Origin of the sequence: Tenacibaculum holothuriorum, from assembly GCF_002120225.1 — a bacterium.
Taxonomy (GTDB): Bacteria; Bacteroidota; Bacteroidia; order Flavobacteriales; family Flavobacteriaceae; genus Polaribacter; species Polaribacter holothuriorum.
The window spans coordinates 108,759-133,155 of sequence record NZ_LAPZ01000002.1 but is presented as its reverse complement, the minus strand read 5'-3'; the positions used below and the strand labels follow the sequence as shown (position 1 = coordinate 133,155).

At 32.1% G+C, this 24,397-nt stretch carries 21 protein-coding genes; 12 read left to right on the top strand and 9 right to left on the bottom strand.

The annotated features are described in order from the left end of the window. The 3 genes from WH52_RS03420 to mce form a co-directional block, all read right to left on the bottom strand. Positions 1–249 (bottom strand): DUF3098 domain-containing protein, encoded by a 249-nt coding sequence (locus tag WH52_RS03420; RefSeq protein WP_086029537.1) that lies wholly within the window; start codon positions 247–249, stop codon positions 1–3. 1 nt (position 250) lies between these two features. Then, the gene (locus WH52_RS03415; RefSeq protein ID WP_086029536.1) at positions 251–1,132 is read right to left on the bottom strand and encodes a cell division protein FtsX; all 882 of its coding nucleotides are present in this window, start codon (positions 1,130–1,132) and stop codon (positions 251–253) included. Positions 1,133–1,254: 122 nt separating this feature from the next. Further along, the gene (gene mce / locus WH52_RS03410; RefSeq protein ID WP_086029535.1) at positions 1,255–1,662 is read right to left on the bottom strand and encodes a methylmalonyl-CoA epimerase; all 408 of its coding nucleotides are present in this window, start codon (positions 1,660–1,662) and stop codon (positions 1,255–1,257) included. A gap of 230 nt (positions 1,663–1,892) precedes the next feature. On the opposite strand from mce, the gene WH52_RS03405 reads away from it, so the two are divergent. The 6 genes from WH52_RS03405 to WH52_RS03380 are packed head-to-tail and all read left to right on the top strand — an operon-like array spanning position 1,893 to position 6,293. Beyond that, positions 1,893–2,576: a hypothetical protein gene (locus WH52_RS03405; RefSeq protein ID WP_086029534.1), complete on the top strand. Its 684-nt coding sequence runs from the start codon at positions 1,893–1,895 to the stop codon at positions 2,574–2,576. Positions 2,577–2,585: 9 nt separating this feature from the next. Further along, positions 2,586–3,203, top strand: a complete 618-nt coding sequence (locus WH52_RS03400) for a hypothetical protein (protein WP_086029533.1) — start codon at positions 2,586–2,588, stop codon at positions 3,201–3,203. Further along, a complete protein-coding gene (locus WH52_RS03395; protein ID WP_086029532.1) occupies positions 3,176–3,925 on the top strand; it encodes a sensor histidine kinase in 750 nt (249 codons plus the stop codon). The genes WH52_RS03400 and WH52_RS03395 overlap by 28 nt, the downstream gene beginning before the upstream one ends. 60 nt (positions 3,926–3,985) lie before the next feature. Further along, complete coding sequence (locus WH52_RS03390; protein WP_086029531.1) at positions 3,986–4,642, top strand: response regulator transcription factor; 657 nt, start codon at positions 3,986–3,988, stop codon at positions 4,640–4,642. Positions 4,643–4,669: 27 nt separating this feature from the next. Continuing rightward, entirely contained in the window at positions 4,670–5,065 is a 396-nt protein-coding gene (gene rbfA, locus WH52_RS03385) for a 30S ribosome-binding factor RbfA (protein WP_086029530.1), read from the top strand. Between the two features lie 28 nt (positions 5,066–5,093). Continuing rightward, a complete protein-coding gene (locus tag WH52_RS03380) occupies positions 5,094–6,293 on the top strand; it encodes an ABC transporter permease (protein ID WP_086029529.1) in 1,200 nt (399 codons plus the stop codon). Between the two features lie 4 nt (positions 6,294–6,297). Here the strand turns inward: WH52_RS03380 and dusB are convergent, their stop codons facing one another. From dusB to WH52_RS03350, 6 genes are all read right to left on the bottom strand, one after another. Then, positions 6,298–7,299 (bottom strand): tRNA dihydrouridine synthase DusB, encoded by a 1,002-nt coding sequence (gene dusB / locus WH52_RS03375; RefSeq protein WP_086029528.1) that lies wholly within the window; start codon positions 7,297–7,299, stop codon positions 6,298–6,300. Between the two features lie 94 nt (positions 7,300–7,393). Next, complete coding sequence (locus tag WH52_RS03370) at positions 7,394–7,771, bottom strand: hypothetical protein (protein WP_143592035.1); 378 nt, start codon at positions 7,769–7,771, stop codon at positions 7,394–7,396. Positions 7,772–7,888: 117 nt separating this feature from the next. Then, a complete protein-coding gene (locus tag WH52_RS03365) occupies positions 7,889–9,061 on the bottom strand; it encodes a multidrug transporter (protein WP_086029526.1) in 1,173 nt (390 codons plus the stop codon). A 27-nt stretch (positions 9,062–9,088) separates the two neighbouring features. Next, the gene (locus tag WH52_RS03360) at positions 9,089–11,869 is read right to left on the bottom strand and encodes a TonB-dependent receptor (protein ID WP_086029525.1); all 2,781 of its coding nucleotides are present in this window, start codon (positions 11,867–11,869) and stop codon (positions 9,089–9,091) included. Between the two features lie 297 nt (positions 11,870–12,166). Continuing rightward, positions 12,167–12,652, bottom strand: coding sequence for a thioredoxin family protein (locus WH52_RS03355; RefSeq protein ID WP_086029524.1), 486 nt, complete (start codon positions 12,650–12,652; stop codon positions 12,167–12,169). Further along, positions 12,653–15,007: a TonB-dependent receptor gene (locus WH52_RS03350; protein WP_086029523.1), complete on the bottom strand. Its 2,355-nt coding sequence runs from the start codon at positions 15,005–15,007 to the stop codon at positions 12,653–12,655. It lies immediately after the preceding gene. 159 nt (positions 15,008–15,166) lie between these two features. Here WH52_RS03350 and WH52_RS03345 point away from each other — a divergent pair, with 159 nt between their 5' ends. The 6 genes from WH52_RS03345 to atpD all read left to right on the top strand — a co-directional run bounded on the left by WH52_RS03345 (position 15,167) and on the right by atpD (position 24,382). Continuing rightward, complete coding sequence (locus WH52_RS03345; protein WP_086029522.1) at positions 15,167–15,823, top strand: metal-dependent transcriptional regulator; 657 nt, start codon at positions 15,167–15,169, stop codon at positions 15,821–15,823. A 28-nt stretch (positions 15,824–15,851) separates the two neighbouring features. Further along, positions 15,852–16,688, top strand: coding sequence for a ZIP family metal transporter (locus WH52_RS03340; protein ID WP_198938367.1), 837 nt, complete (start codon positions 15,852–15,854; stop codon positions 16,686–16,688). Between the two features lie 98 nt (positions 16,689–16,786). Further along, a complete protein-coding gene (locus WH52_RS03335) occupies positions 16,787–19,957 on the top strand; it encodes a UvrD-helicase domain-containing protein (protein ID WP_233131512.1) in 3,171 nt (1,056 codons plus the stop codon). A 76-nt stretch (positions 19,958–20,033) separates the two neighbouring features. After that, positions 20,034–21,230: a glycine C-acetyltransferase gene (gene kbl, locus WH52_RS03330; RefSeq protein WP_086029521.1), complete on the top strand. Its 1,197-nt coding sequence runs from the start codon at positions 20,034–20,036 to the stop codon at positions 21,228–21,230. A 117-nt stretch (positions 21,231–21,347) separates the two neighbouring features. Next, a complete protein-coding gene (locus WH52_RS03325; protein ID WP_086029520.1) occupies positions 21,348–22,703 on the top strand; it encodes an OmpA family protein in 1,356 nt (451 codons plus the stop codon). A gap of 167 nt (positions 22,704–22,870) precedes the next feature. Beyond that, on the top strand, positions 22,871–24,382 hold the full coding sequence (gene atpD / locus WH52_RS03320) for a F0F1 ATP synthase subunit beta (RefSeq protein ID WP_086029519.1): 1,512 nt from the start codon (positions 22,871–22,873) through the stop codon (positions 24,380–24,382). Positions 24,383–24,397: the final 15 nt, after the last annotated feature.

Here is a 24,397-nt window from a genome sequence, read left to right as displayed (position 1 = left end):
TTATTTTTTTGGGTTGGCTAAAATAGCATAAATTTCAATTCCTAAACCAATAATTACTAGTGTTGGCGCTAAACGAATACGTCGCCAACTATAAATTTCTGGGTTAAAAACATTTGGGTCGTCACTACCGCCACCAGCCATAAGAATAAATCCTAAAGCAATTACCGCCAATCCAATTAGCATAATTATGTAGTTTCTTTTTCCGAATAAGAAACTAGTATTTTCTGTTTTTTTGTTGTCTTTTTCCATGTTAATAATACAAATCGTTGGTTTGTAAATTCAAGAATCGTTGTGTTGCAAAAAATGTACTAATCCAAGTAATAAAGAAAGCGACAAAAATAATTCCTCCAGCAACATATCCTAAAGTAATATAATCTTTTAAAAGCGCTAGTGTTGGAATGTATTTATCAACATAATAAATTAAAAATCCTAAGCATATCATAGCAATTACTGCTCCTAATAAACCTAGTTTTATACTTTGCCATATAAAAGGTTTTCTAATAAAACTCTTGGTAGCACCTACCATTTGCATTGTTTTAATGTTAAACCTTTTTGAATAGATGGATAGTCGAATTGAACTGTTAATTAATATAATAGCAACTAAGCCGAAAAATCCGCTTAAAACCAGTAACCAAAAGCTCATTCGTTGAATGTTTTTTGTAAGTAACTCAACCAAAGGTTTGTCGTAATTCACTTCGGCAACAAAATTATTTTTATTGAAATCTTTTTCAATTTGAGTCATTTTTTCTGGAGTTACATATTCGGCTTTTAAATAAATGTCTAATCCGTTTTTTAAAGGATTGTCTCCTAAAAATTTTAAAAAGTCTTCTCCTAAATCTCTCTTGTAAATTTTGGCTGCTTGCTCTTTTGTTACGTAAGTTATTCGTTTAGTAAAACCTTGTTTTTGAATATGTTTTTGTAAATCGGTAACTTGCTTTTTGGTAACGTCATCTTTTAAAAACAGTGTCATTACCACTTTTTCTTTGAAGTGATTGGCAACTCTAGTAGATTTTAATAAAACTAAACCTAAAACACCAATCATAAAAAGTACTAATGAAATACTAACTACTACCGAAACATACGAAGACTGTAAGCGCCTTTTTTGGAAAGAATCGTAAGAAGATGTTGTCATTTTTCGAGGTGTTTTTTCAGCTTTGCAAGATAGTAATTTTTGATTTTATTCTCTGAGTAATTATTGAGGATTTAAAGCTCTAAAATTACTAGGTTTTCAAATATTGAAATCTAGTAATTTTGTTAATTCTTAGGTTTCTCTTGGCAAAGTTCAATTAATACACTGTTTGTTGTTTTTGGATGTAAAAAAGCTACTAGTTTATTATCGGCACCTTCTTTAGGAGTTTCATTTAAAACGGTAAAACCTTCTTCTTTTAGACGTTTAATTTCACTGTAAATATCCTCTACAGCAAAAGCAATATGGTGAATTCCTTCTCCTTTCTTTTCAATAAATTTTGCAATTGGGCTATCCGGCTTAGTCGCTTCTAGTAACTCTATTTTATTTGGGCCGGTTTTAAAGAACGATGTTTTTACACCTTCACTAGCAACTTCCTCTATTTTATAATGAGTTTCTCCAAACAAAGAAGCAAAAAGTTGGTTCGATTTATCTAAATCTTTTACAGCAATACCTATGTGTTCTATTTTATTCATAAAGTAAAAATAGAAAAATATGATAGGAATATTTGTTTTTGAAAAACTTAAATAAGGTTTTCTCTTTTGACAGATTGATAATCTCCTTTTGTAAAAAGGGTGTTTTTCCTGTTTTTTTAAAGTTAATGTAAGGTAAATGTTTGATTTTTAGGGTTGTTTGGTTTTGTGTGTTTTTATCTTAAAAAATAAGAGTCTATATTTAATGAAACTAAAACTAAACTTACTTGGTTATGAAAAAAACTAATCTACTACAATTATTTACCATTATTTTAAGTGTTACTTTATTAGTTTCTTGTGGAAACAAAAAGTGCAAATGTGAAGATGAAGATTGGCAATCTCAAATTCCAGAAGGGACATATTGTTATTCTGATGTAGGGAGAACAGATGAGATGTTGAACTATTCTGAAATAGTGAATATGTTAAAGAATTATGATACAACGAGAATTGCTCCTCTTAAGAAAGCATTGGGGTATGAAGACACTCGAATTAATAATTACAATTTCGAACAATTTAAAAAATACTTAGGAAGAATTGAAAGCTTGAGTGAAAAAGCAAAAATTCCAATTACTGGTATCAGTTTTATTTCCGCAGCAAAAGATAACTATAGTGGAACAGGAAAGAGTTATCAAGATTTAATTTATATTCCTACTACCACAATTGATGGAAAACAAATTCCATTTGATCCAGTTCAATCTGTCCAACAAGGTAAACTAGTAACATTTAAAGAAATGTTAGCTAAAAATGGGTATAAATGGATTTACAATACTAAAGAAGATTTTGAAAATAATAAAAGAAATGATTATAATTACACAGTAAAAAGAGTAATTAAAAATGAAGCTGGGTTTGGTATTTATTCTGTGCAAGAAGAATTAAGTGGAGCAGGAAATAGAGGTAGTTTGGCACCTCCATTTTAATATTAAATTATGATCGATTTGTCTGATATTCCACTCTTTTTGTATTTTCAGTTTGCTTCTGCGTTTCTAGCACTATGGTTTTTTAAAAGAAATTCTTTTTTTGGAAAGGCATTGGCAGTACTACTATGTATTACTTTTTTGGTGGAGTGTTTAGGAACTTATTTTAGTGTTCATAAACAGTATAACTTTTCATTATATCATGGTTATACACTTGTAGAGTTTTCTTTAATCCTAATATTGTATAGAGGGATTATCAAAGAGAAAAAATATCTTACAGTATCATATGTCATTTTAATGTTTTTTTTAGTGTTTTGGGTATTGACTTTTTTTAATAAAAAGTATTTATTTACTACAATGGTTATAGGTGCTTTTAATGTTGGGATTTTAATTTTTTTATATCTGAGAGAATTATTGCTTTCAGATAAATTAATAAATTTTAAAAAGTTATTGCCATTTTGGGTGTCAGTGGGATTCATTGTTTTTTATTTACCATCAATTCCTTTTTTTAGCTTTTGGAATTTTATGAAAGACAGGTCTTTAGTGCCAATATTAGAGTCATTAATAATATTGATGAATATTATCATTTCTTTTGGTTTAATATGGAGCAACAAGAAGGCAGAATACTAATCATAACCACTCTAGTTTTAATATTAGTAATTACTTTCCTAATATTACTTTTTGTTGTGTTTCAACGAAGGAAAAATAAATTACTACTAGAGCGAGCCATTGCAAAAAAAAGATATGAAAGAGAGCTTGCAGAAACACAAATAGAAATTAGAGAAGAAACACTCAGAAATATTAGTTGGGAGTTGCACGACAATATTGGGCAACTCCTAACTTTAGCTAAAATTCAACTCCAACATGCTTCTCCAGAAAATATCGATGAAATATCTCATACAATTACCAAAAGTCTTACAGAAATTAGAGCATTATCTAAATTAATAAATCCGGAGTTTATTAAGCAGATTAAGTTAAAAGAAGCGTTAGAATTGGAAATAGAACGATTTAATAGGCTTAATTATATTGAAGCATCTTTAGAGATTAAAGGAAAAGAACAAGAGATAAATCAAAAACATGGAATTATAATTTTTAGAATTCTTCAAGAATTTTTTTCCAATACAATTAAGCACTCAAGAGCCCATAATTTATGCGTGTCTTTACATTATTTAGAAGATAGTTTGAAAATCACTGCTCAAGATAATGGAGTAGGGTTCGAAATGAAAAAAGTACTGTTGAAAGGTATTGGTTTGCAGAATATTAAAACAAGAGCAAAATTGATTAATGCAGAAGCAGAACTAAAATCTTTTCCAGAAAAAGGTACAACTTTAACAATAAATTATTATTTTTAAAATCTAAAATAGCCCTTTTACGCACCCCTACAACAAATAACCTAACCAAAACCTACGAAGATGAAGTATTCAGTTGTTGTTGTAGATGATCACACTTTATTGTCTCAAGCCATTGAAGGTATGGTAAATACCTTTAACAAATTTAAAGTTTTATATACCTGTAAAAACGGTAAAGAAGTTGCAGAGAAGTTTAAAGCTTCTCCAAGGAATATCCCAGATATTGTTTTGGTAGATGTAAATATGCCTGTAATGAATGGTATTGAAACTACCGAATGGATTGTTGAAAACTATCCGAATGTACATGTTATGGCACTGTCTGTAGAAGATGCAGACGGAACCATTTTAAAAATGCTCAAAGCAGGAGCTGGTGGCTATCTATTAAAAGATACCAAAAAAGAAGTTTTAGAACAAGCTTTATTAGAAATGATTGAAAATGGTTTCTATCACACAAGAGATGTAACTACATTGTTGCTAGATTCAGTTTCCGGAAAAAACGGAAGAAACAATATTCATTTCAAAGATAATGAGTTGAAATTTATGCGATTAGCGTGTTCTGAGCTTACTTATAAGGAGATTGCAGAGAAAATGTTTCTAAGTCCTAAAACAATTGATGGATATCGAGATAGCTTATTTACAAAGCTCGATGTTCGAAATAGAGTAGGCTTGGTAATGTATGCAATAAAGAACAAGATAGTTACCTTAGATTCCTATGCTTAGCAATAAAATAATTGCTAAATTTGCAGCATGGAAGAAACGAATAGACAAAGAAAGATTGCAGGAGTATTGCAACAAGATTTAGTTGATGTTTTACAACGTGCTGCACAAGATGGAATGAAGGGGATAATTATATCAGTATCTAAAGTATCGGTAACTGCCGATTTAGGTGTTGCTAAAGTATATTTAAGTGTTTTTCCGTCAGAAAAAAGAGAAGAAATAATAGAAGGTGTAAAATCAAATACTCCTTTAATTCGTCACGAATTAGCACAACGAACACGTAATCAGTTAAGAAGAATGCCAGAGTTGTTGTTTTTTGGTGATGATAGCTTAGATTATATCGAAGAAATAGACAAATCTTTAAAAGGAGGAGATGTAGATCCTATAAAAAATCCTGATGTTTTACCAAGACGACAAAAACGTTAATGAGTTTTAAAACCTTATTCATTAACTATTGAATTTTCCTTTATACATAGCTAAACGTTACCTGTTTTCTAAAAGCAGTACGAATGCTATCAATATAATTACCATGATAGCTATGTTTGGAGTTGTAGTAGGCTCTCTAGCATTGTTTATTGTATTATCTGGCTTTTCTGGATTACAAACGTTTAGCGCATCATTGTTAGAAAATTCTGACCCAGATGTAAAAATCACTGCTTCAAAAGGAAAATCATTTTTTGTTACCGATAGTTTACAAGTTGTTTTTAATAATAAAGATGTTGTAGCAGCTTCTAAAGTTATAGAAGAACGCGTTTTTCTACGTTATAAAGACAAACAACAAATAGCAGAAATAAAAGGAGTAGATACTTTTTATAATGAAGTAGTTCCTATTGATTCTACTTTGCGTGTTGGAACTTGGTTAGATAAAGAGTTTTCTAATGCAGTGGTTTTGGGTAGAGGACTTTCCTATAAATTATCGGTTGGAGTTCTAAATTATGGCGAACCATTACAAATTTTAGTTCCAAAACCAGGAAAGGGATTTATAAATCCTGCAAGTGCTTATCGATCAGTGAATACTCAAATTCTTGGTTTGTATCAAGGTTCAGATGAATTTCAAAACAAATTTGTGTTTACAAATCTTGAATTAGCACAAGAACTTTTAAAGTATAAGGAAAATCAAGTTACCGCCATAGAGCTTAAATTGAAAGAAGGCATAGATGCTGATAATTTTACTAATTCATTACAACAAAAACTAGGAGATAAGTTTACTGTAAAAACTAGAGCACAGTTAAATGCATTATACTTTAAAGTTGTAAATACAGAAAATTTTATATCGTATTTAATATTTACACTTATTGTAATTATAGCATTGTTTAATGTAATTGGGTCAATAATTATGATGATTATTGATAAAAAACAAAACCTAAAAACGCTTTATAATTTAGGCACAACATTAAAAGATATCAAAAAAATATTTGTGCTTCAAGGTTTTTTGTTGAGTGTTGTTGGAATGTTGGTTGGTTTGTTCATAGGAATAATAGCAGTATTACTCCAATTAAAATTTGGGTGGTTTAAAATTGCAGTAGATCTTCCGTACCCTGTAGAGTTTAGATTTTTTAATGTGCTTGTGGTTACAGGAACATTAATCGTACTAGGTTACATTGCATCTAAAATTGCAAGTTCAAGAATTTCAATAAATTTTATAGAAAAATAAACTACTATCCTATTTCAGGAATTAAGCTATTACCAAATTTAGCTTCAATTTCATTAAAAGCAGCAAAAACATCTTTTGGATCGTCTGAAGTAACTAACTTTAAACGATACTCTTTAAAATGAGGAATGCCTTTAAAATAGTTTGTATAATGTCTTCTTGTTTCAACAACTCCTAAATGTTCACCTTTCCAGTCGATTGACATTTCTAAATGACGACGTGCTATATTTACACGTTCAGCAATAGTTGGTTTTTGAAGTTTTTCACCTGTTTTAAAGTAATGCTTTACTTCGTTAAAAAACCAAGGATATCCGATTGAAGCTCTACCGATCATAGCACCATCTAATCCGTATTTATTACGCATTTCCATTGCCTTTTCTGGTGTGTCTACATCTCCATTTCCAAAAACAGGAATGTGCATTCTTGGATTGTTTTTAACATCAGCAATTGGTTTCCAGTCGGCATTTCCTTTATACATTTGAGCTCTTGTGCGACCGTGAATAGAAATAGCTTTGCAGCCTACATCTTGTAAACGTTCTGCTACTTCAACAATGCGAATACTGTTATGATCCCAACCTAAACGAGTTTTAACAGTAATTGGTAATTTGGTGTGCTTAACCATAGCTTCGGTAAGCTTAACCATTAAGTCGATATCTTTTAAGATTCCTGCTCCAGCTCCTTTAGAAACTACTTTTTTTACAGGACATCCAAAATTGATATCGATAATATCTGGATTTGTTTTTTCAACAATTTCTACCGATTTCAACATAGAATCTAAGTTGGCTCCAAATATTTGAATTCCAACAGGACGTTCTTGCTCGTATATATCTAATTTGATAACACTTTTTGCGGCGTCACGAATTAATCCTTCAGAAGAAATAAATTCAGTATATACCACATCGGCACCATTTTCTTTACATAACGCTCTAAAAGGAGGGTCGCTAACGTCTTCCATTGGTGCTAATAATAGCGGAAAATCAGGAAGTTCTATGTTGTCTATTTTTACCATAACTCAAATTCGCTGCAAAGGTAGTTTTTTTATTTAAAAGTTTACACATAGGGTTGTGTAACAAAAAAGCTTCGAATAAATCGAAGCTATGTTATTAATTTTCTAAAAAACCATCAGTTTTCCATTTATCAATAATTGCTCTAGTAGCAGTGGGTAATAGTCCTGATTGAGGCATTGGATTAGCGGTACTATTCATTCTAGCAATTAAATTTCCGTTTTGAGCTGCATTTTTAACTTGAGTATAGTTGGTTAAAGGTAAGCCTGCTGTAGGATTTGTTGCATCGTGACAACTGGCAGTAGCACAACTATTATCTATAATAGTTTTTACGTTTGCTACATAAGTGGTTTTTGCATTTCCGTTGCCATTTCCATTATCAGGGTCTGGAGTTGGTTCTATTGTTTCGCTTGTAGAACAACTGTAAAACAACAAGAATGAAACGCTAAAAAGTAGTGATAAGGATAATTTTTTCATAAGTGTGTAGTTTTTGTAGTTTTTTAAGTCGTAAAAGTTTACGGTTGATTACTTATGAAAACAAAAAAGCATCTAATAATTTTATAAGATGCTTTTAAAAATTAATTTATAAACTGCTTATTGTCTTGTCCAATTTGCTCCCCAAGTAGCGTATTCAGTTCCAGTAGCATTCGCATTTTCAGTTAAGAAATCTGCATCTGTGTAAGATACTCCAGATTCTTTTTTAACTTTTGTTGTAACGTCATCTAGCTTTACATTAGTAGCTTGTAAGTCGTCAGATAAAACTCCAGTTGCAGTTGGGTTAGCAGTGTTGTTACCATCGATATCGAAACCTTCTTTGAAACCTTTAATTAAGATATTGTCAAATATACCTTGAGTTCCAGCTCTTAAACGTACAGCTTCATTATCTGAATTAGAACCTAATCCAATAATGGTTAAGTTTGTTACTGTAGGCTTAGAGAAAAATATTGGGTTTGAATTATTACCTATGTCTGTATTATACCCATCAGCTTCAATCCCTTTGTCATGATCTGCTCCATGTTTAACATAAGCATCTTTTATTGTTCCAGTATATCCTTCAGTCCAATCGATTGAGTCGTCTTGAGCATTTACAACAGATACATAGCTCACGTTTACTGTTCCTCCAAAAAATTCAATCCCGTCGTCTTTTCCTTCAAACATTTGAATGTATTCTACAGTAGTTCCGTTTCCAACTCCATAGAAAGAAAATCCATTGTTTTCAGATTGACCATCTGCAGAACCACCAGAATATTCAACTCGAACATACTTTAAAGTTCCCGAATTATCATTGGCAATATTACCCCCATATGGTAAGCTAGCAATTTCTGAAGTAGATGTTGCTGTTCCTCCAGATACTGAGTTTATAGGAGCTTTTCCTAAAATGATTAAACCTCCCCAATCTCCTGCTTTAGGTGTTGAAGCATTTGATGTAAATACAATTGGACTTGATGATGTTCCTTGAGCATCAATTTTTGCTCCTTGAGATATTGCAATATACACATCTGAACCAGCAGCTAAAGCTTTTACGGTAACACCTTGTTGAATGGTTAAAGTGGTACCAGCTGCCATGATTAAAGAACCGTTTAATAGATATTCTTTATTTGCTTGTAATGTTAAATCTGTAGTGTAAGTTCCAGAGATTCGTTGTGCTCCATTGTTGTTGTTTCCTCCACTTCCATCTATGTTAATAACAATGTCTTGAGTATCGTCGCTTCCGCAAGAAGCAAAGAATAAGGTGATTAAAGATAAAATTAAAAATTGCTTTTTCATTTTTAGTATTGTTTAAGGTGTTATTTTTTAAAAATTATATTTGAATTGTAAGTTTAAATTGATGCCTCTTTTGTATTGAGACAAAATAAGATCAGTTGTATTTTGCATTTCTCTAACTATAGTAATATTTGGGTCTAAAATATTTTTTGCGCTAAAGTTTACTTCAAATTTTTCTCCAATCTTATTTTTCATTACAAAATCTAAAGTCGATACGCTTTTTTCAATATTATTGCCTAATTGTCCAGAGCCTAAAGCATCTATTCTGTCAGAAAAATAAGAGAAAACTAGGTTAGCAGTTGGTTTATAGTTTTTGAAATGTAACGGACTATAATTAATGCTGGCATTAACTAAATAAGGTGAAGCTCCTTGTAATTTATCTGTTCTGTTAAGTGTTGTCGTATAAATTCCTGATGAACTTTTTAAATCTTGTTCAGTATGCATATAAGAAGCGTTTAAGTTTGCAGAAAGAATCGTTTCTTCATCTTCATTTTTAATTAAATCTTTTCTTGCTTCTAATTCAACTCCTAAGACACGAGCTTTATCACCAGTTCTAAAGTATCTTTTTGTACCAGTAGCATCGTTTGCAGTAACTAAGTTTATAGGGTTGTTTATTTGTTTTCCGAAAACTGAAAGAGCTAATAATTCTCCTCTGCTCATAAACCATTCATATTTTAAATCGATATTGAAGATGTCTGAGTAAGTTGCTCCACCGTTACCTCCAAGTACATCTGGATTACCACCAATTCTTTGTGTTACTCCTTCATATACAAAAGGAGCCATTTCTTTAAATTCAGGAAAAGAAACTGTTTTACTGAAAGAGAAACGTAGGTTTTGATCATCGTTTAAAGCATATTTAACATTTAAACTTGGTAAGAATAAGGTTTCTTTAACTTCTCTTTTTCCTGGGTTTTCATTAGGTGGAAGGTTGATAGCATCCCAATTAATTTTTTGATTAACGTTTTCTACTCTTAATCCAGGGATAAATGTCCATTTATCGTTAAGTGTAATTTGTGCATCAACAAAACCAGCAATAACCGATAAATCACCAGTATAAGTGTTTTCTAATAATCCAGGTAAATTAGTTTGGTTTAATCCAATAGATGGATTAATTGGTCTGAAAACAAAAGTGTTAAATACAGTACCTAAATTTTGAGTATTAATAATAGAGTTTAGGTTGTTAATGTCAGTAATTGTTGGGTTGCTAAACATATCGTAACCATATCGAATATTTTCAAACTTACGGCGCTTTAAACGTGCATTGTAACCGAAGTTTAATTTAATATTTTCTGAAATTGAGTTAGAAGCTGTTATGAAATTACTGAACTCAACATCTCTAATTTTTTGAAAATAACGTTGGTTATCGAAGCGATTGTTGTTCCAGAAAACAGCATTAGTGTTTGGGTCGTTGTCTAACAAGTTTTCATAGTTTAAAACACTAATTCTTTTCCTATCTGGTTCGTGAGCAAATACATTGTTTAAACCAACTCCCCAGTTTAATTTCCAATCATCATTTAATGTATGGTTACCTAAAAGTTGGTTTACGAAAATTAAATCTTGATTGAATTGAATGTTTCTTTGAAACAAGCTTTCATCATTAGGGGCATTTCTAAAGCCTCCAACAGGAGTTAAGTAATTTCCAACTTGGTCTTTTGAACTATTAATAAATAATGATGTGTATTTTATATTGTTGTTTTGGTTAATTTTATAATAGGCATTTCCCATTACAGTGGTTAATGTAGAATACTCAAACTCTTCGGCATTTGGGAATATTTTGTTGATAACTGTACCGAAATCTAAAGCTTGCCCTTTTCTGTATTCGTAATTGTTTTCAAATGAAGCTGTGAAAAAAAGACTTAATCTAGAATCATCTTTAAAATCAAATGATTTTCCTCCAACAATCCCAACACCTAAGTTAATTGGTTGGCCTCCTTTTTCTGGGTCTACCCCATGAGATAATATAACTGCATATGGGTTGTGTTCATATCTTCTATAAAAACCTACGTGACCAGTGCCTTCACTCTTTAAAAAGGTTTTATCAGCAGCTCTAGAGTTTATTCCAGTAGAAATAAAAGCGTCGAAAAATCCATCTCCTTTGTATTCTTTAGAAGTTATGTTTACGTTACCAGCAGAAAAGTCACCATAGAAATTAGCGCCATAAGTTTTACTGATTGATACATTTTGAATAATGTCTGAAGGAAATAGATTTAAATCAATATTCTTTTTATTAACATCATTAGATGGTAGTGTTAAACCATTCATGGTAGTGTTTAGATATCTGTCACCTAAACCACGAACATAAACATTGCTTGAGCCTTCTTGTTTAGAAACTCCTGATATTTTTGCTACTGCTCCAGCTGCATCGCTAACTCCTTTTTTAGCTAATTCTTCGGCTCCAATACTTTCTTTAATTACTGTAGCTTTCTTTTGCTCTAGTAATAAAGCGCTTGATTTTTCTTTGCTTGTAGTAGCTTTAATTTCTACTTCATCTAGGGCTACACCTTGGTTAGCTCCCATTGCTTGATTTATTGTTAGTGTTTGAGAAGAAGTAACAGTGATAGCTTTTTCTACAGTTTGATAACCCACAAAACTAAATACAATAGTGTGAGTTCCTGCTGGAACAGCTAAGGTATATTTACCGTCCATATCGGTTGTACCTCCAATAGTAGTTCCTTTTATAAAAACATTGGCAAAAGGTAAAGGTTCGTTGTCTAATTCTTTATCGGTAACGATTCCTGTAACTGTACCTTTATTTTGAGCTAATATGAAGCTGCTTATAAATAAAAAAGTAATTAAAAATAATTGTTTCATTACTGTAATTTGAGTTCCTGTTTAAATTCGTGACAAAAATCAAATTACTTTGTAAAGCTAATGTTAGAGCTAAGTTATTCTTAATTTATTAGAGTGTTTTCTTAGTGTTAAGCAAAGAATTACAATGTTTACTTTATGTTAATTGAGTGCGTGTTAGTTGTTGTTTTATAGTGTTTAAGCTTTGGTTTAAAGAGATTAAAGTTAATAGTGGAAAAGGAACTTTAATATGATGAAAACCATTAATGAATTCTGAAAAGCTTAAAATAGATACAATTTCTATAACTAGATGTTGAGGTTTTATTTTTTTAAAATTTTCAACATTTTTTTTGAAGATAAATATTCAAAGTGACGTTGCGTAACTTTAAAGGTTTTGTCTAAAATCACTGTTGCGGGTAGTGAAAATGTTCTGTTTTTTCTGGAAGCCAATAACAACGGGATTTGGTGTGTTGGATTTCTACTCTTGCCTATTTGTTTATTGGTATATGTTCTTCCTTCAAACGCTATAGTTTTTTGGGTTTCAGAATCCATTTTAACAGCGTAATATTCTGAATTTAAAACACTGATTACATCTGGGTTTTTAAAAGTTACCTTATCCATTTTTTTACAATAAACACACCAATCTGCATAAAACGAAATGAATACTTTCTTAGGTTTTACTGCCAAAGAATCGTCTAATTGTTCAAAGGAAATCCAATTAACTTTTTGTTTTTGCTGTGCAATAGTTGTAAAGGCAAAATTTCCGAAGAAAAAAAGAAATAATATGTTCGCTTTAAAAGGTTTCATCTAATGAAATTTACCAAATTTTATACCAATAAAAAATGTTCTTGGTGCACTTGGACCATAAATGTAATCTGAATCTCTTGTTGCTCCAGTGTCAAAATCGTCCTGATAAGCATTAAACATGTTTTTTACACCCAAAGAAATGGTTGTCATAAAGTTATCATTAAAATCGATATGAGATTCTAGTTTTAAATTCAAGTCAAAAAAGCTCCCTACTTCGTTTAATTGTAGAAATCCAGTGTCGCTAATTACTCTAGGAACGGTCATTCCACCAGTATATGTTCCCGTAAGATCAACATTGAATTTTTCACTTGGAATCCATGCAGTATTTAGGTAGCCGTAAAAATTAGGGTTTCTAACAAATTCATTTACTATAACGTCAGATTCTCCTGGAGTTCCATCAGTTTCAAATAAAACCTGAGGCTCGTCGTATTTAGATGTTTGCAGTGTTCCTCCTAATTGGAATTGCCACTTCGGATTTGGAGAAATCCCAAATTCAAAATTAGCTCCATAAACTTTTGCTCCAGAACCATTTCTTACTTCTTCAACAATAGAACCATTCGGTAATGTTGAACCAGTACTTACTAATGTAAAAGGATTTTCTAATGTGGTATAGAAACCTTCAAGCAAGAAATCTAACTGTAATAAATTAATGTTTTTAGAATAGTTTAATGAACCTGTATAAGCATTAGAAAACTCTGTTTTTAAATTTTCCGAAAGAATTACAAATTGAGGTTCACCACCTACACTAGAAATATGAACATCTTCATTAAATGCTTGCGGTGCTCTAAAACCTCTTGCGTAACCCCCTCTAAACTTTAAGGCATCCGTAAATTGATAAGAAATCGTTAATCTTGGAGATAAAGTCGTTTGACTTACATCGGCATTTCTTGCAATTGTACCGATTGTGTAACTTCCGTCTACATTCACATTGTCTAAACGTGCTCCAATTAAAGCAGTAAATTTTTCAGAAGGTTTCCATTCATATTGCCCGTAAATACCTAATGATTTTACAGATTGATCAACTAAACGGTTGTAACCTTCTATTTTATCTTCGGTTGAAGTATAGTTGTATTCTGCTCCAACAGTTAAAATGTCTTTGTTTTTAAATGATTTTGTGTATTGTAAACCATTTATCCAAGCTAAATCTTTAGTGGTGCCAAAAGCATTGTTAGCTATGACGCTATCTTGTTTGGTTCTTCCACCACCGAGTCCACCATAATAACTACCTCTATCTGTGTACGAAGCAGAAGTGTAAATTTGAAATTTACTAGAATCATCTTTGCTATACACTTCATAGTCTGCACCACCAATAAATGTATCGTGGTCTAATTCTTCAGTAATGTCAGTAAATTGAGGAGCAAGGTTTAATTTGTTTCCGCCGCGTCTGTATTCTTTAATAGAATTTAAGTTTACCGAAATTCTACTTTTCTCAGTTGGCTTTACAAAGGCTTTAGCACCAACAGTTGTATTTTTTAATTTTACTAGTTCGGTAAAACCATCTCCGTTAGCATCAAAACTTTCTCTGTTTCTGTTCATTCCAAATAACGAGATTCCGCTTTTTAAATCATCAGCTACTACTGAGGTGTTGAAAGTTAGAGTTCTGTCAAGAGTTTTACCATCAACAAAAGCAAAGTTTGAGCCAATTTCCCAAGTGTTTAAAACTGGGTCTTTGGTAATAACGTTAACAGTACCTGCAATAGCGCTTGAACCATATAAAGCAGAACCTCCGCTACGAACAACTTCAATGCGTTCTATAATATTTGTTGGAATTTGCTCCAAACCATATACACCAATTAAGGAAGTGAAAACAGGTCTGCTATTTAATAAAACTTGAGTATAACCACCGTCTAATCCATTTAAACGAACTTGTGTGAATCCACAATTTTGACAATTGGTTTCCACGCGAACACCAGGAGCATAATTTAATCCGTCTGCCATAGAAGCAGATTGTGTTGCTGTTAATAATCTTGGTTTTATAGTGGAAACTACTACGGGAGTTTCTTTACGTTCTACTCTGTTTCTTGTTGCGCTAATTACAACTTCGTCTAAGCCTAAAACATCTTCGAATAGCTCAAAGTTTAGTTTGATTTTTTCATCGGCTTTCGCGATAATTTCTTTAGATGTTTTTCTAAATCCTTGCGAGCTAACTTCAATAGTAATTTTACCTGAAGAGATGTTTAGCTCATAATCCCCTTCTTCATTGGTAGTTGATCCATCGGTTCCACCTTTTATATACACAAAAGCAAATGGAACAGGTTCGTTATTTGAGGTGACTTTTCCAGAGATAGTTTGACTAAAAGTAGAATAAGTTATTTGTAATAATAAAAATGTGAAAATAGCTAGTTGCTTTCTCATTATTTGAAGTTTTCTGACAAATATATATTATCGCAACTAAGTTGCAATAATATATAAAGATTATTTTATTTTTTACAAAGGTAAATAAATTTTTAGACAAGACTAAAAATTTATTTATATGAAACAAATTTTGTAAGTTTGCTTGTCTAAAAATAAAAGATGTTTAGTCAGTCAGAAGAAAATTATATAAAAGCAATTTATCATTTAGAAAGAGAGGTGGCTAAAGGAATTAGCACGAATGCTATTGCTAAAAAGTTAGCAACAAAAGCTTCTTCTGTAACAGATATGATAAAGAAACTTTCTGAAAAGGAAGTGGTGGTTTATAAGAAGTACCAGGGGGTGACTTTAACTGAGTTCGGTAAAAAAACCGCGATAGGCATTATTCGGAAACATCGTTTATGGGAAGTTTTTTTGGTAGAAAAACTAAACTTTTTTTGGGATGAAGTACATGAGGTTGCTGAACAATTAGAACATATTAAGTCACCAAAATTAATTGATGAGTTAGATGCTTTTTTAGGTTTTCCTAAAAGAGATCCGCATGGAGATCCAATTCCAGATAAAGAAGGGAACTTACATATTATAGAAAAAAGCTTATTGTCTACTTTAGGAATTAATGAAGAAGGAATTTGTGTGGGAGTTGAAGATAGTTCTTCAGAATTTTTACAGTTTTTAGACAAACAACAAATCGCCTTAGGAAAGAAAATTAAGGTAATAAATATTGAGCCTTTTGATGGTTCGCTACAAATAAAATTGGATGATAAAGAAATATCAATCTCTCAAAAGATTGCAAGTAATTTATACATTCAAAAAAGCTAACAAATAATTTAAATTATAAAATAAAAGAATGAGTTTGTTTGATCAAATAGTGGAGTTTTGTAAAGAGCATCCAATTCAAGGAGCTTTATATGCTACTATATTTACATGGGGATTAACTGCTTTAGGAGCATCGTTGGTTTTCTTTTTTAAGAAAATGAACAGAGCTGTGTTAGATGGTATGTTAGGATTTACGGGAGGAGTAATGGTAGCGGCAAGTTTTTGGAGTTTACTATCACCAGCAATTGATAATAGCCCAGGAGAAGGGTTCGTAAAAGTAATTCCATCTGCAGTTGGTTTTGCGCTTGGAGCGTTAGCATTATTTGGAATGGACAAATGGCTACCTCACTTGCATATTAATTTTAAGGAAGATGAAGCAGAAGGAGTGAAAACAAATTGGCATAAAACTACATTATTGGTATTAGCAATTACCTTACACAATATTCCTGAAGGATTAGCTGTTGGGGTGTTGTTTGGAGCAGCTTCGACTTTAGTAGGGGTAGAGCAAACTGAAATGATTATTGCTGCAATTTCCTTAGCTATCGGAATTGGGATTCAGAATTTTCCTGAAGGATTTGCGGTAGCAATGCCTTTGCGTAGACAAGGAGTGAGTAGAAGAAAGAGTTTTTGGTATGGACAATTATCAGCAATTGTAGAACCATTTGCAGCTGTATTAGGAGCATTAGCAGTTTCTTTCTTTACGCCAATTTTACCGTACGCTTTAGCGTTTGCTGCTGGAGCAATGATTTTTGTAGTGGTAGAAGAAGTGATTCCAGAAACACAACGAGATAAATATACCGATATAGCAACATTGGGTTTTATTGGAGGATTTATTGTAATGATGACCTTGGACGTCGGACTAGGTTAGAAAGTAATTTGTCGAAATAAATAAAAGCAGAGTTTCTTTGTAGAAATTCTGCTTTTCTATTTTTTAGATTCTTGTCTCTTGAATCTAAATACAGTATTTTGCATCAAATTTATTCTGTGCAACAACCATCCACTTTTCAAGTTTATAACGCTTCGGCGGGTAGCGGAAAAACGTTTACCTTAGTTAAAGAATATCTAAAGGTTTTATTACAATCTGAAGATATTTTTCGTTTTCAAAAAATACTGGCTATTACGTTTACCAACAAAGCTGCTGGTGAAATGAAAGAGCGTGTGTTAGAAAATCTCAATGCAATTGCAGAAGGAGAAACTACCGATATTTTACAATTGGTATTACAAGAAACATCAATTGATAGAATAGTAGCACAAGAAAGAAGTAAGAAAATTTTAGACGCGATACTTCAAAATTATTCAGCATTTTCAATTACTACGATTGATAGTTTTACGCATAAAATCATCAAAAGTTTTGCATATGATTTAGGGTTATCACTGAATTTTGAAGTAGAAATGGATGCGGTTTCTTTATTGGGAGAAGCGGTAGATGTTTTAATTTCAAAAGTTGGAACAGATAAAGAAATCACCAAGCTATTAGTAAACTTTTCTTTAGATAAGGCTGATGATGATAAGTCATGGGATATTTCAAGAGAGTTAAATGAGTTTTCTAGAATTTTATTGAATGAAGAAGATGCATTGCGCTTTCGAAGTCTTTCGGAAAAATCATTACAAGAATTTTTAAGTTTAAAAGAAAAAATCTATCAGGCAAACAAAACGATTGATGAATCTTTTAAGAAAATAGGAGAAGAGGCTCTTGGATTACTAGAAAATAATAACCTAAAAGTATCTGATTTTGCCTATAGCGGAGAATGTCCAAAACACTTCCAAAAGCTATTAACCTTTAATTCATTAAAAACGGATAGTTTAAAATTTGAAGGAAGAATAGATAAAAATTTCAACGAAAATAAAAAGCTATATGCTGCTAAAGCAAGTGCTGAAGCAAAGGTTACTATTGACGATGTTTATGACAAGCTAAAAGAATTATATATAGCTTCAAAAACGTTGTGTGAAAAAACTATTGGAGTTTATACATTGAATAAGTTAACGCTAAAAAGTATTATTCCGTTAGCGGTTTTAAATAATATAAATAATGAGCTAACTCATATAAAAGAAGATAATAATCTTCGATTGAATGCAGAATTTAATCAGCTGATTTCTGATAATATTAAAGATCAACCTGCACCATTTATTTACGAAAGAATTGGGCAGCGTTTTATGCATTATTTTATTGACGAAATGCAAGACACTTCAGTATTGCAGTGGCAAAATTTAATTCCGTTAATAGACAATGCTTTAGCGCAAGAAAACAGTAATTTGTTGTTAGTTGGAGATGGGAAACAAGCTATTTATCGTTGGCGAGGAGGAAAAGCAGAGCAATTCATCAATTTAGGTTCAGAAGGAGATGTATCTCAAAATCCGTTTCAAGTAATAAAAGAAGTAAAAGAGCTAGAACGAAATTTTAGAAGTTATTCAGAAATTATCGATTTTAATAATGCTTTTTTTCAAAATACTTCAAGGTTTTTTCAGAATGAAAGTTATAAGAATCTTTTTATTGAAGGAAATAAGCAACAAACAAATGATAAAAAAGGAGGATGTGTTTCAATCTCTTTTTTAAAAAAGGAAGAAGATAAAGAAGAAGAGCAAAAAAAATATCCGAAGAAAGTTTTAGAAACTGTTCTGAAGCTTCAAGAACAATTTTTACTGAATGAAATTTGTGTACTAGTCCGTAAAAAGAAAGATGGAGTTGCAGTAGCTAATTATTTAGCAGAAAACGGAATAAACATCGTTTCTTCAGAAACTTTACTATTACAAAACAATATCAAGGTTACATTTATTGTAAATGTAATGCGAGTGATACAGCAAGTAGAAGACAGAGAAACTTTGTTAGAGGTGTTATACTTTTTGCATTCACATTTAAATATTGAAGAAGACAGGCATAGTTTTATTTCAAATCATATAAATAAACTTCCACTACAAGTTTTTAAAGAACTTCATGTATATAATGTGTCTTTTGATGTTCTGCATTTTAATCAATTACCATTATATGAAAAGGTTGAAGAAATCATTAGAGGTTTCAATTTGGTAAATTCTTCCGATGCTTATATTCAGTTTTTTTTAGACTTAGTGTTAGATCAGCAGAGAAGAGGGCTAGGAATTCAAGAGTTTTTAGAGTATTGGAACGATAAAAAAGAAACCTTAAGTATTGTTGCTCCAGATAGTTCGAATGCAGTACAAATAATGACGATTCATAAATCGAAAGGATTAGAATTTCCTGTGGTTATTTTTCCATGCGATTTAGATATTTACCGACAAATAAATCCGAAAGTTTGGTTAGGAGACTTACCAGAAACGTACAGTGGTTTTAATGAAATGCTGCTTCCTTTTAATAAAGACATAGCTTTAATTAATAAAACTGGATCAACACTTTATGAAAAACAACGAGAAGAATTAGAGTTAGATAATTTCAATTTATTGTATGTGGCTTTAACTCGTCCAGTAGAACAATTACATATCATTACAGAATATAAATTGACCAAGACAGGAGAGAATACGAATTTCTATTCAGGTATTTTTATCAATTATCTAAAAGAAATAGGAGTATGGAATGATGCTGAATTACTATATGTCTTTGGAGACGAAAAAAGAGTGAGTGTAAAAGAAGAGAAAGAATCAACATCAATAGAACAAGATAAATTTATTTCTACATCGTGGAATTCTCATAATATAAATATGTTGGCAAGTGCTTCTAAGTTATGGGATACAGAACAAGGTGAGGCTATAGTTTTTGGTAACTTGATTCACGAAATGATGTCAAAAATTATTATTGAAGATGATATAGAGATTATTGTTCAAGAATATCAAAATAAAGGAGAGATTTCAACAAAAGAAAAAGAGGAGATAGCATTGATAATTCAAAAAATAGTAAATCACCCAAAGTTGAAACAATATTTTTCTTCCGAAGTACTAATATATAATGAAAGAGAAATAGTTTCGGTAGATGGTCAAATTATAATTCCAGATAGATTGGTGATCTCTAGTAATGAACTAACAATTATTGATTATAAGACAGGGAAACCTTCAAAGAAATATCATCAACAATTATTAGGGTACGAAAAGATATTACAAGACATAGGGTTTGCTGTTGCTAAAAAACTACTTGTTTATGTTGATGAAGAAATTTTAGTAGAAGAAGTGTAGAATTTAGAAAAGAAATAAATCTCGAAGAAATCTTTAAAACTTTTTAACTTTGGAACCTTAAACTTACAACAAGATTATGTACGGATCAATTAAAGAACACTTACAAAAGGAAATCCAAGACATTAAAGATGCTGGATTATATAAAACTGAAAGAATTATAACATCGTCACAAGATGCAGTAATTAAAATTTCAACAGGAGAAGAAGTAATTAATTTTTGTGCCAATAATTATTTAGGACTATCGAATAATCCAGAAGTAATTCAAGCAGCAAAAGATACGATGGATACTCATGGGTTTGGAATGTCGTCAGTACGTTTTATTTGTGGAACTCAAGATATCCATAAGCAATTGGAAGCTAAAATTGCTGAATTCTATCAAACTGAAGATACCATATTATATGCAGCTGCGTTTGATGCTAACGGCGGAGTTTTTGAGCCATTATTAACAAAAGAAGATGCTATTATTTCAGATAGCTTAAACCATGCTTCTATTATAGACGGAGTTCGTTTATGTAAAGCAGCTCGTTATCGTTATGCTAATAATGATATGGAAGCTTTAGAAGAACAGTTAATTGAAGCAAATAAAAACAATCACCGTTTCAAAATTATTGTTACAGATGGAGTGTTCTCTATGGATGGTATCGTTGCAGAATTAGATAAAATCTGTGATTTAGCAGAAAAGTACGATGCAATGGTTATGATTGATGAATGTCATGCTGCTGGGTTCATTGGTGAAACTGGTAGAGGAACATTAGAATTGAAACGTGTAATGGGGCGTGTAGATATTATAACTGGTACTCTAGGTAAAGCCTTAGGAGGTGCCATGGGAGGATATACTACAGGTAAAAAAGAGATTATTGAAATATTACGTCAGCGTTCTCGTCCGTATTTATTTTCAAATTCATTAGCACCAGCAATCGTAGGAGCCTCATTAAAAGTGTTTGATATTCTTTCTAATGATACATCATTAAGAGATAAACTAGAGTGGAATACAAATTATTTCCGATCAGAAATGGAAAAAGCAGGTTTTGGTTTAGTTGGTGCAGATGCAGCAATTGTTCCAGTAATGTTATACGATGCAAAGTTGTCTCAAATAATGGCAGATAAATTGTTAGAAGAAGGTATTTATGTTATCGGATTCTTTTATCCAGTAGTGCCAAAAGAGCAAGCAAGAATTCGTGTGCAGTTGTCAGCAGCTCATGAGAAAGAACATTTAGATAAAGCTATAAGTGCTTTTATTAAAGTAGGAAAAGAGTTAAAAATTGTTAAATAACTTTTTGATAAAAACTTGCTTTTTTTAGAAGTTTTTGTAGATTTGTTTTTGTAAATAAGTTTGAACAACTTACATTTGCGTATTATATAAACGAACTTTTAATTTAAATTTTTAATAATGAAACAATTAAAATTAGCTGTGATGGCTTTACTTACGTTCGCTACTGTGGGGACTGTAAGCGCACAGGATTCAGACAATCCTTGGGTAGTTGGTTTTGGAGTTAACGCAGTTGACTTTAGAATTCCAACTAAATTTGGAGATTATGCCAAAGATTATATCGGTACTAGTGACTGGAATGTCTTACCATCAATTTCTAGAGTTACTGTTGATAAATATTTAAACGATGGTTTTACGTTACAATTGGCAGGGTCTTTAAATAAAATAGAGACTTTCAGGACTGAAGATGATATGGATGAGCTTTATTGGGCTATCGATGCAAATGTAAAGTATGACTTAAATAATTTATTTGGTGATACTGCATGGTTCGATCCTTATGTATACTTAGGGGGTGGTTACGCTAACTTAGGTGACAACGGTGAAGGGACTTTAAATGCAGGTGTTGGTTTCAATACTTGGTTTAACGATAATTTAGGTTTAAACTTCCAAACTGGTGGTAAAAAAGAATTTGCTGATAAAGTACAAGATCACTTCCAACACTCTATTGGTTTAGTGTTTAAGTTCGGAGGAAAAGATACTGATGGTGACGGAATCTACGATAAAGAAGATGCTTGTCCAGAAGTTGCAGGTTTAAAAGAATTTAACGGTTGTCCAGATGCTGATGGAGACGGTGTAAAAGATTCTGATGATGCTTGTCCAGATGTTGCTGGTTTAGCTGCTTTAAATGGATGTCCTGATACTGACGGTGACGGAATCGCTGATAAAGATGATGCTTGTCCAAACGCTAAAGGAACTAAAGCTATGAACGGATGTCCAGATGCTGATGGTGACGGTGTTGCTGATAACAAAGATAAGTGTCCACAAGTTGCTGGTCCTGCTGCTAACGGAGGTTGCCCTTGGCCAGATACTGATAAAGATGGAGTATTAGACAAAGACGATAAGTGTCCACAAGTTCCTGGTGTTGCTTCTAACAACGGATGTCCAGAGGTTGTTATCATAGAGGAGGCTGTTAAGAAATTAAACGATTTCGCTAGAGCTATCTATTTTAACTCAGGAAGATCTTCTTTCAGACCAGGAGTTTCTGGTAAATTAGATTTAATTGCTGGAATTATGACTGAGTATCCAAAAGCTAACTTTAGTATAGAAGGTCACACTGATAGTTCAGGTAGAGCTTCTACTAACATGAGATTATCTGATAAGAGAGCTAAAGCTGTATTAGATTACTTAGTATCTAAAGGAATTGCAGCTTCAAGATTAACTTCTGCTGGTTTCGGAGAGGATTACCCAATCGCTTCTAATAAAACTAGAGCAGGAAGAGCTCAAAACAGACGTGTTGAAATTAAAGTAAAAAAGTAATTTACTTTACAAGCATAATAAAATTAAGCCTCAACTTTTGTTGAGGCTTTTTTTGTAAAAATACCTGCAAACTTTTTTTAGTTTCAATCAAAAAAATTACCTTTGCACCTTGAAAAAAGGAGCTAAAGCTCACACAACAAAATAAATAACTTTAATTACATACAGTAATGTCTACAATAACAGGTAAAGTTTCTCAAATTATTGGTCCAGTTATCGATGTTGAGTTTAATACAGAAAATGCTGAATTACCAAAAATTTACGATTCATTAGAAATTAAAAAAGCTGATGGTACTACTTTAGTGTTAGAGGTACAACAGCATATTGGTGAAGATACAGTTCGTACAATCTCTATGGATGCTACGGATGGTTTACAAAGAGGGCAAGAAGTAATTGCTACTGGTAACCCAATTCAAATGCCAATAGGAAATGATATTTATGGTCGTTTATTTAATGTAACTGGTGAAGCAATTGATGGATTAGGAAATTTACCTAAATCTGGTGATGCTGGTTTACCAATTCACCGTCAAGCACCAAAATTCGAAGAATTATCAACTTCTACAGAAGTATTATTCACAGGAATTAAAGTAATCGACTTAATTGAGCCTTATGCAAAAGGAGGGAAGATTGGATTATTCGGAGGAGCTGGAGTAGGTAAGACTGTATTAATTCAGGAGTTAATTAACAATATCGCTAAAGGACACGGAGGTTTATCTGTTTTTGCAGGAGTAGGAGAAAGAACTCGTGAAGGAAACGATTTATTACGTGAGATGTTAGAATCAGGAATTATCAAGTATGGTGATGATTTTATGCATTCTATGGAAGAAGGTGGATGGGATTTATCTAAGGTTGATAAAACTGGAATGAGAGATTCTAAAGCTACTTTCGTATTCGGTCAGATGAATGAGCCACCTGGAGCACGTGCCCGTGTAGCATTATCTGGTTTAACTATCGCAGAATATTTCCGTGATGGAGCTGGTGAAGCACAAGGAAAAGACGTATTATTCTTTGTTGATAACATCTTCCGTTTTACACAAGCAGGTTCTGAGGTATCGGCATTATTAGGTCGTATGCCATCAGCGGTAGGATACCAACCTACATTAGCAACTGAGATGGGGGCAATGCAGGAGCGTATTACTTCTACTAAGAAAGGTTCTATTACATCTGTACAAGCGGTTTATGTACCTGCAGATGATTTAACGGATCCAGCACCAGCAACAACGTTTGCTCACTTAGATGCAACTACAGTATTATCTCGTAAGATTGCCGAGTTAGGTATTTATCCAGCGGTAGATCCATTAGATTCTACCTCAAGAATTTTAACTCCAGAAATTTTAGGAGACGAGCACTATAATACTGCTCAAAGAGTAAAAGAGTTATTACAACGTTATAAAGAATTACAAGATATTATCGCAATTTTAGGTATGGAAGAATTATCTGAAGAAGATAAATTAGTAGTTCACAGAGCACGTCGTGTACAACGTTTCTTATCTCAACCATTCCACGTTGCTGAGCAATTTACAGGAATCCCAGGAGTGTTAGTAGATATTAAAGATACTATCAAAGGATTCAACATGATTATGGATGGTGAGTTAGATAAATATCCTGAAGCAGCATTTAACTTAAGAGGATCAATTCAAGATGCAATTGATGCTGGAGAGAAGATGTTAGCTGAAGCTTAAAAAAAACTATAAACT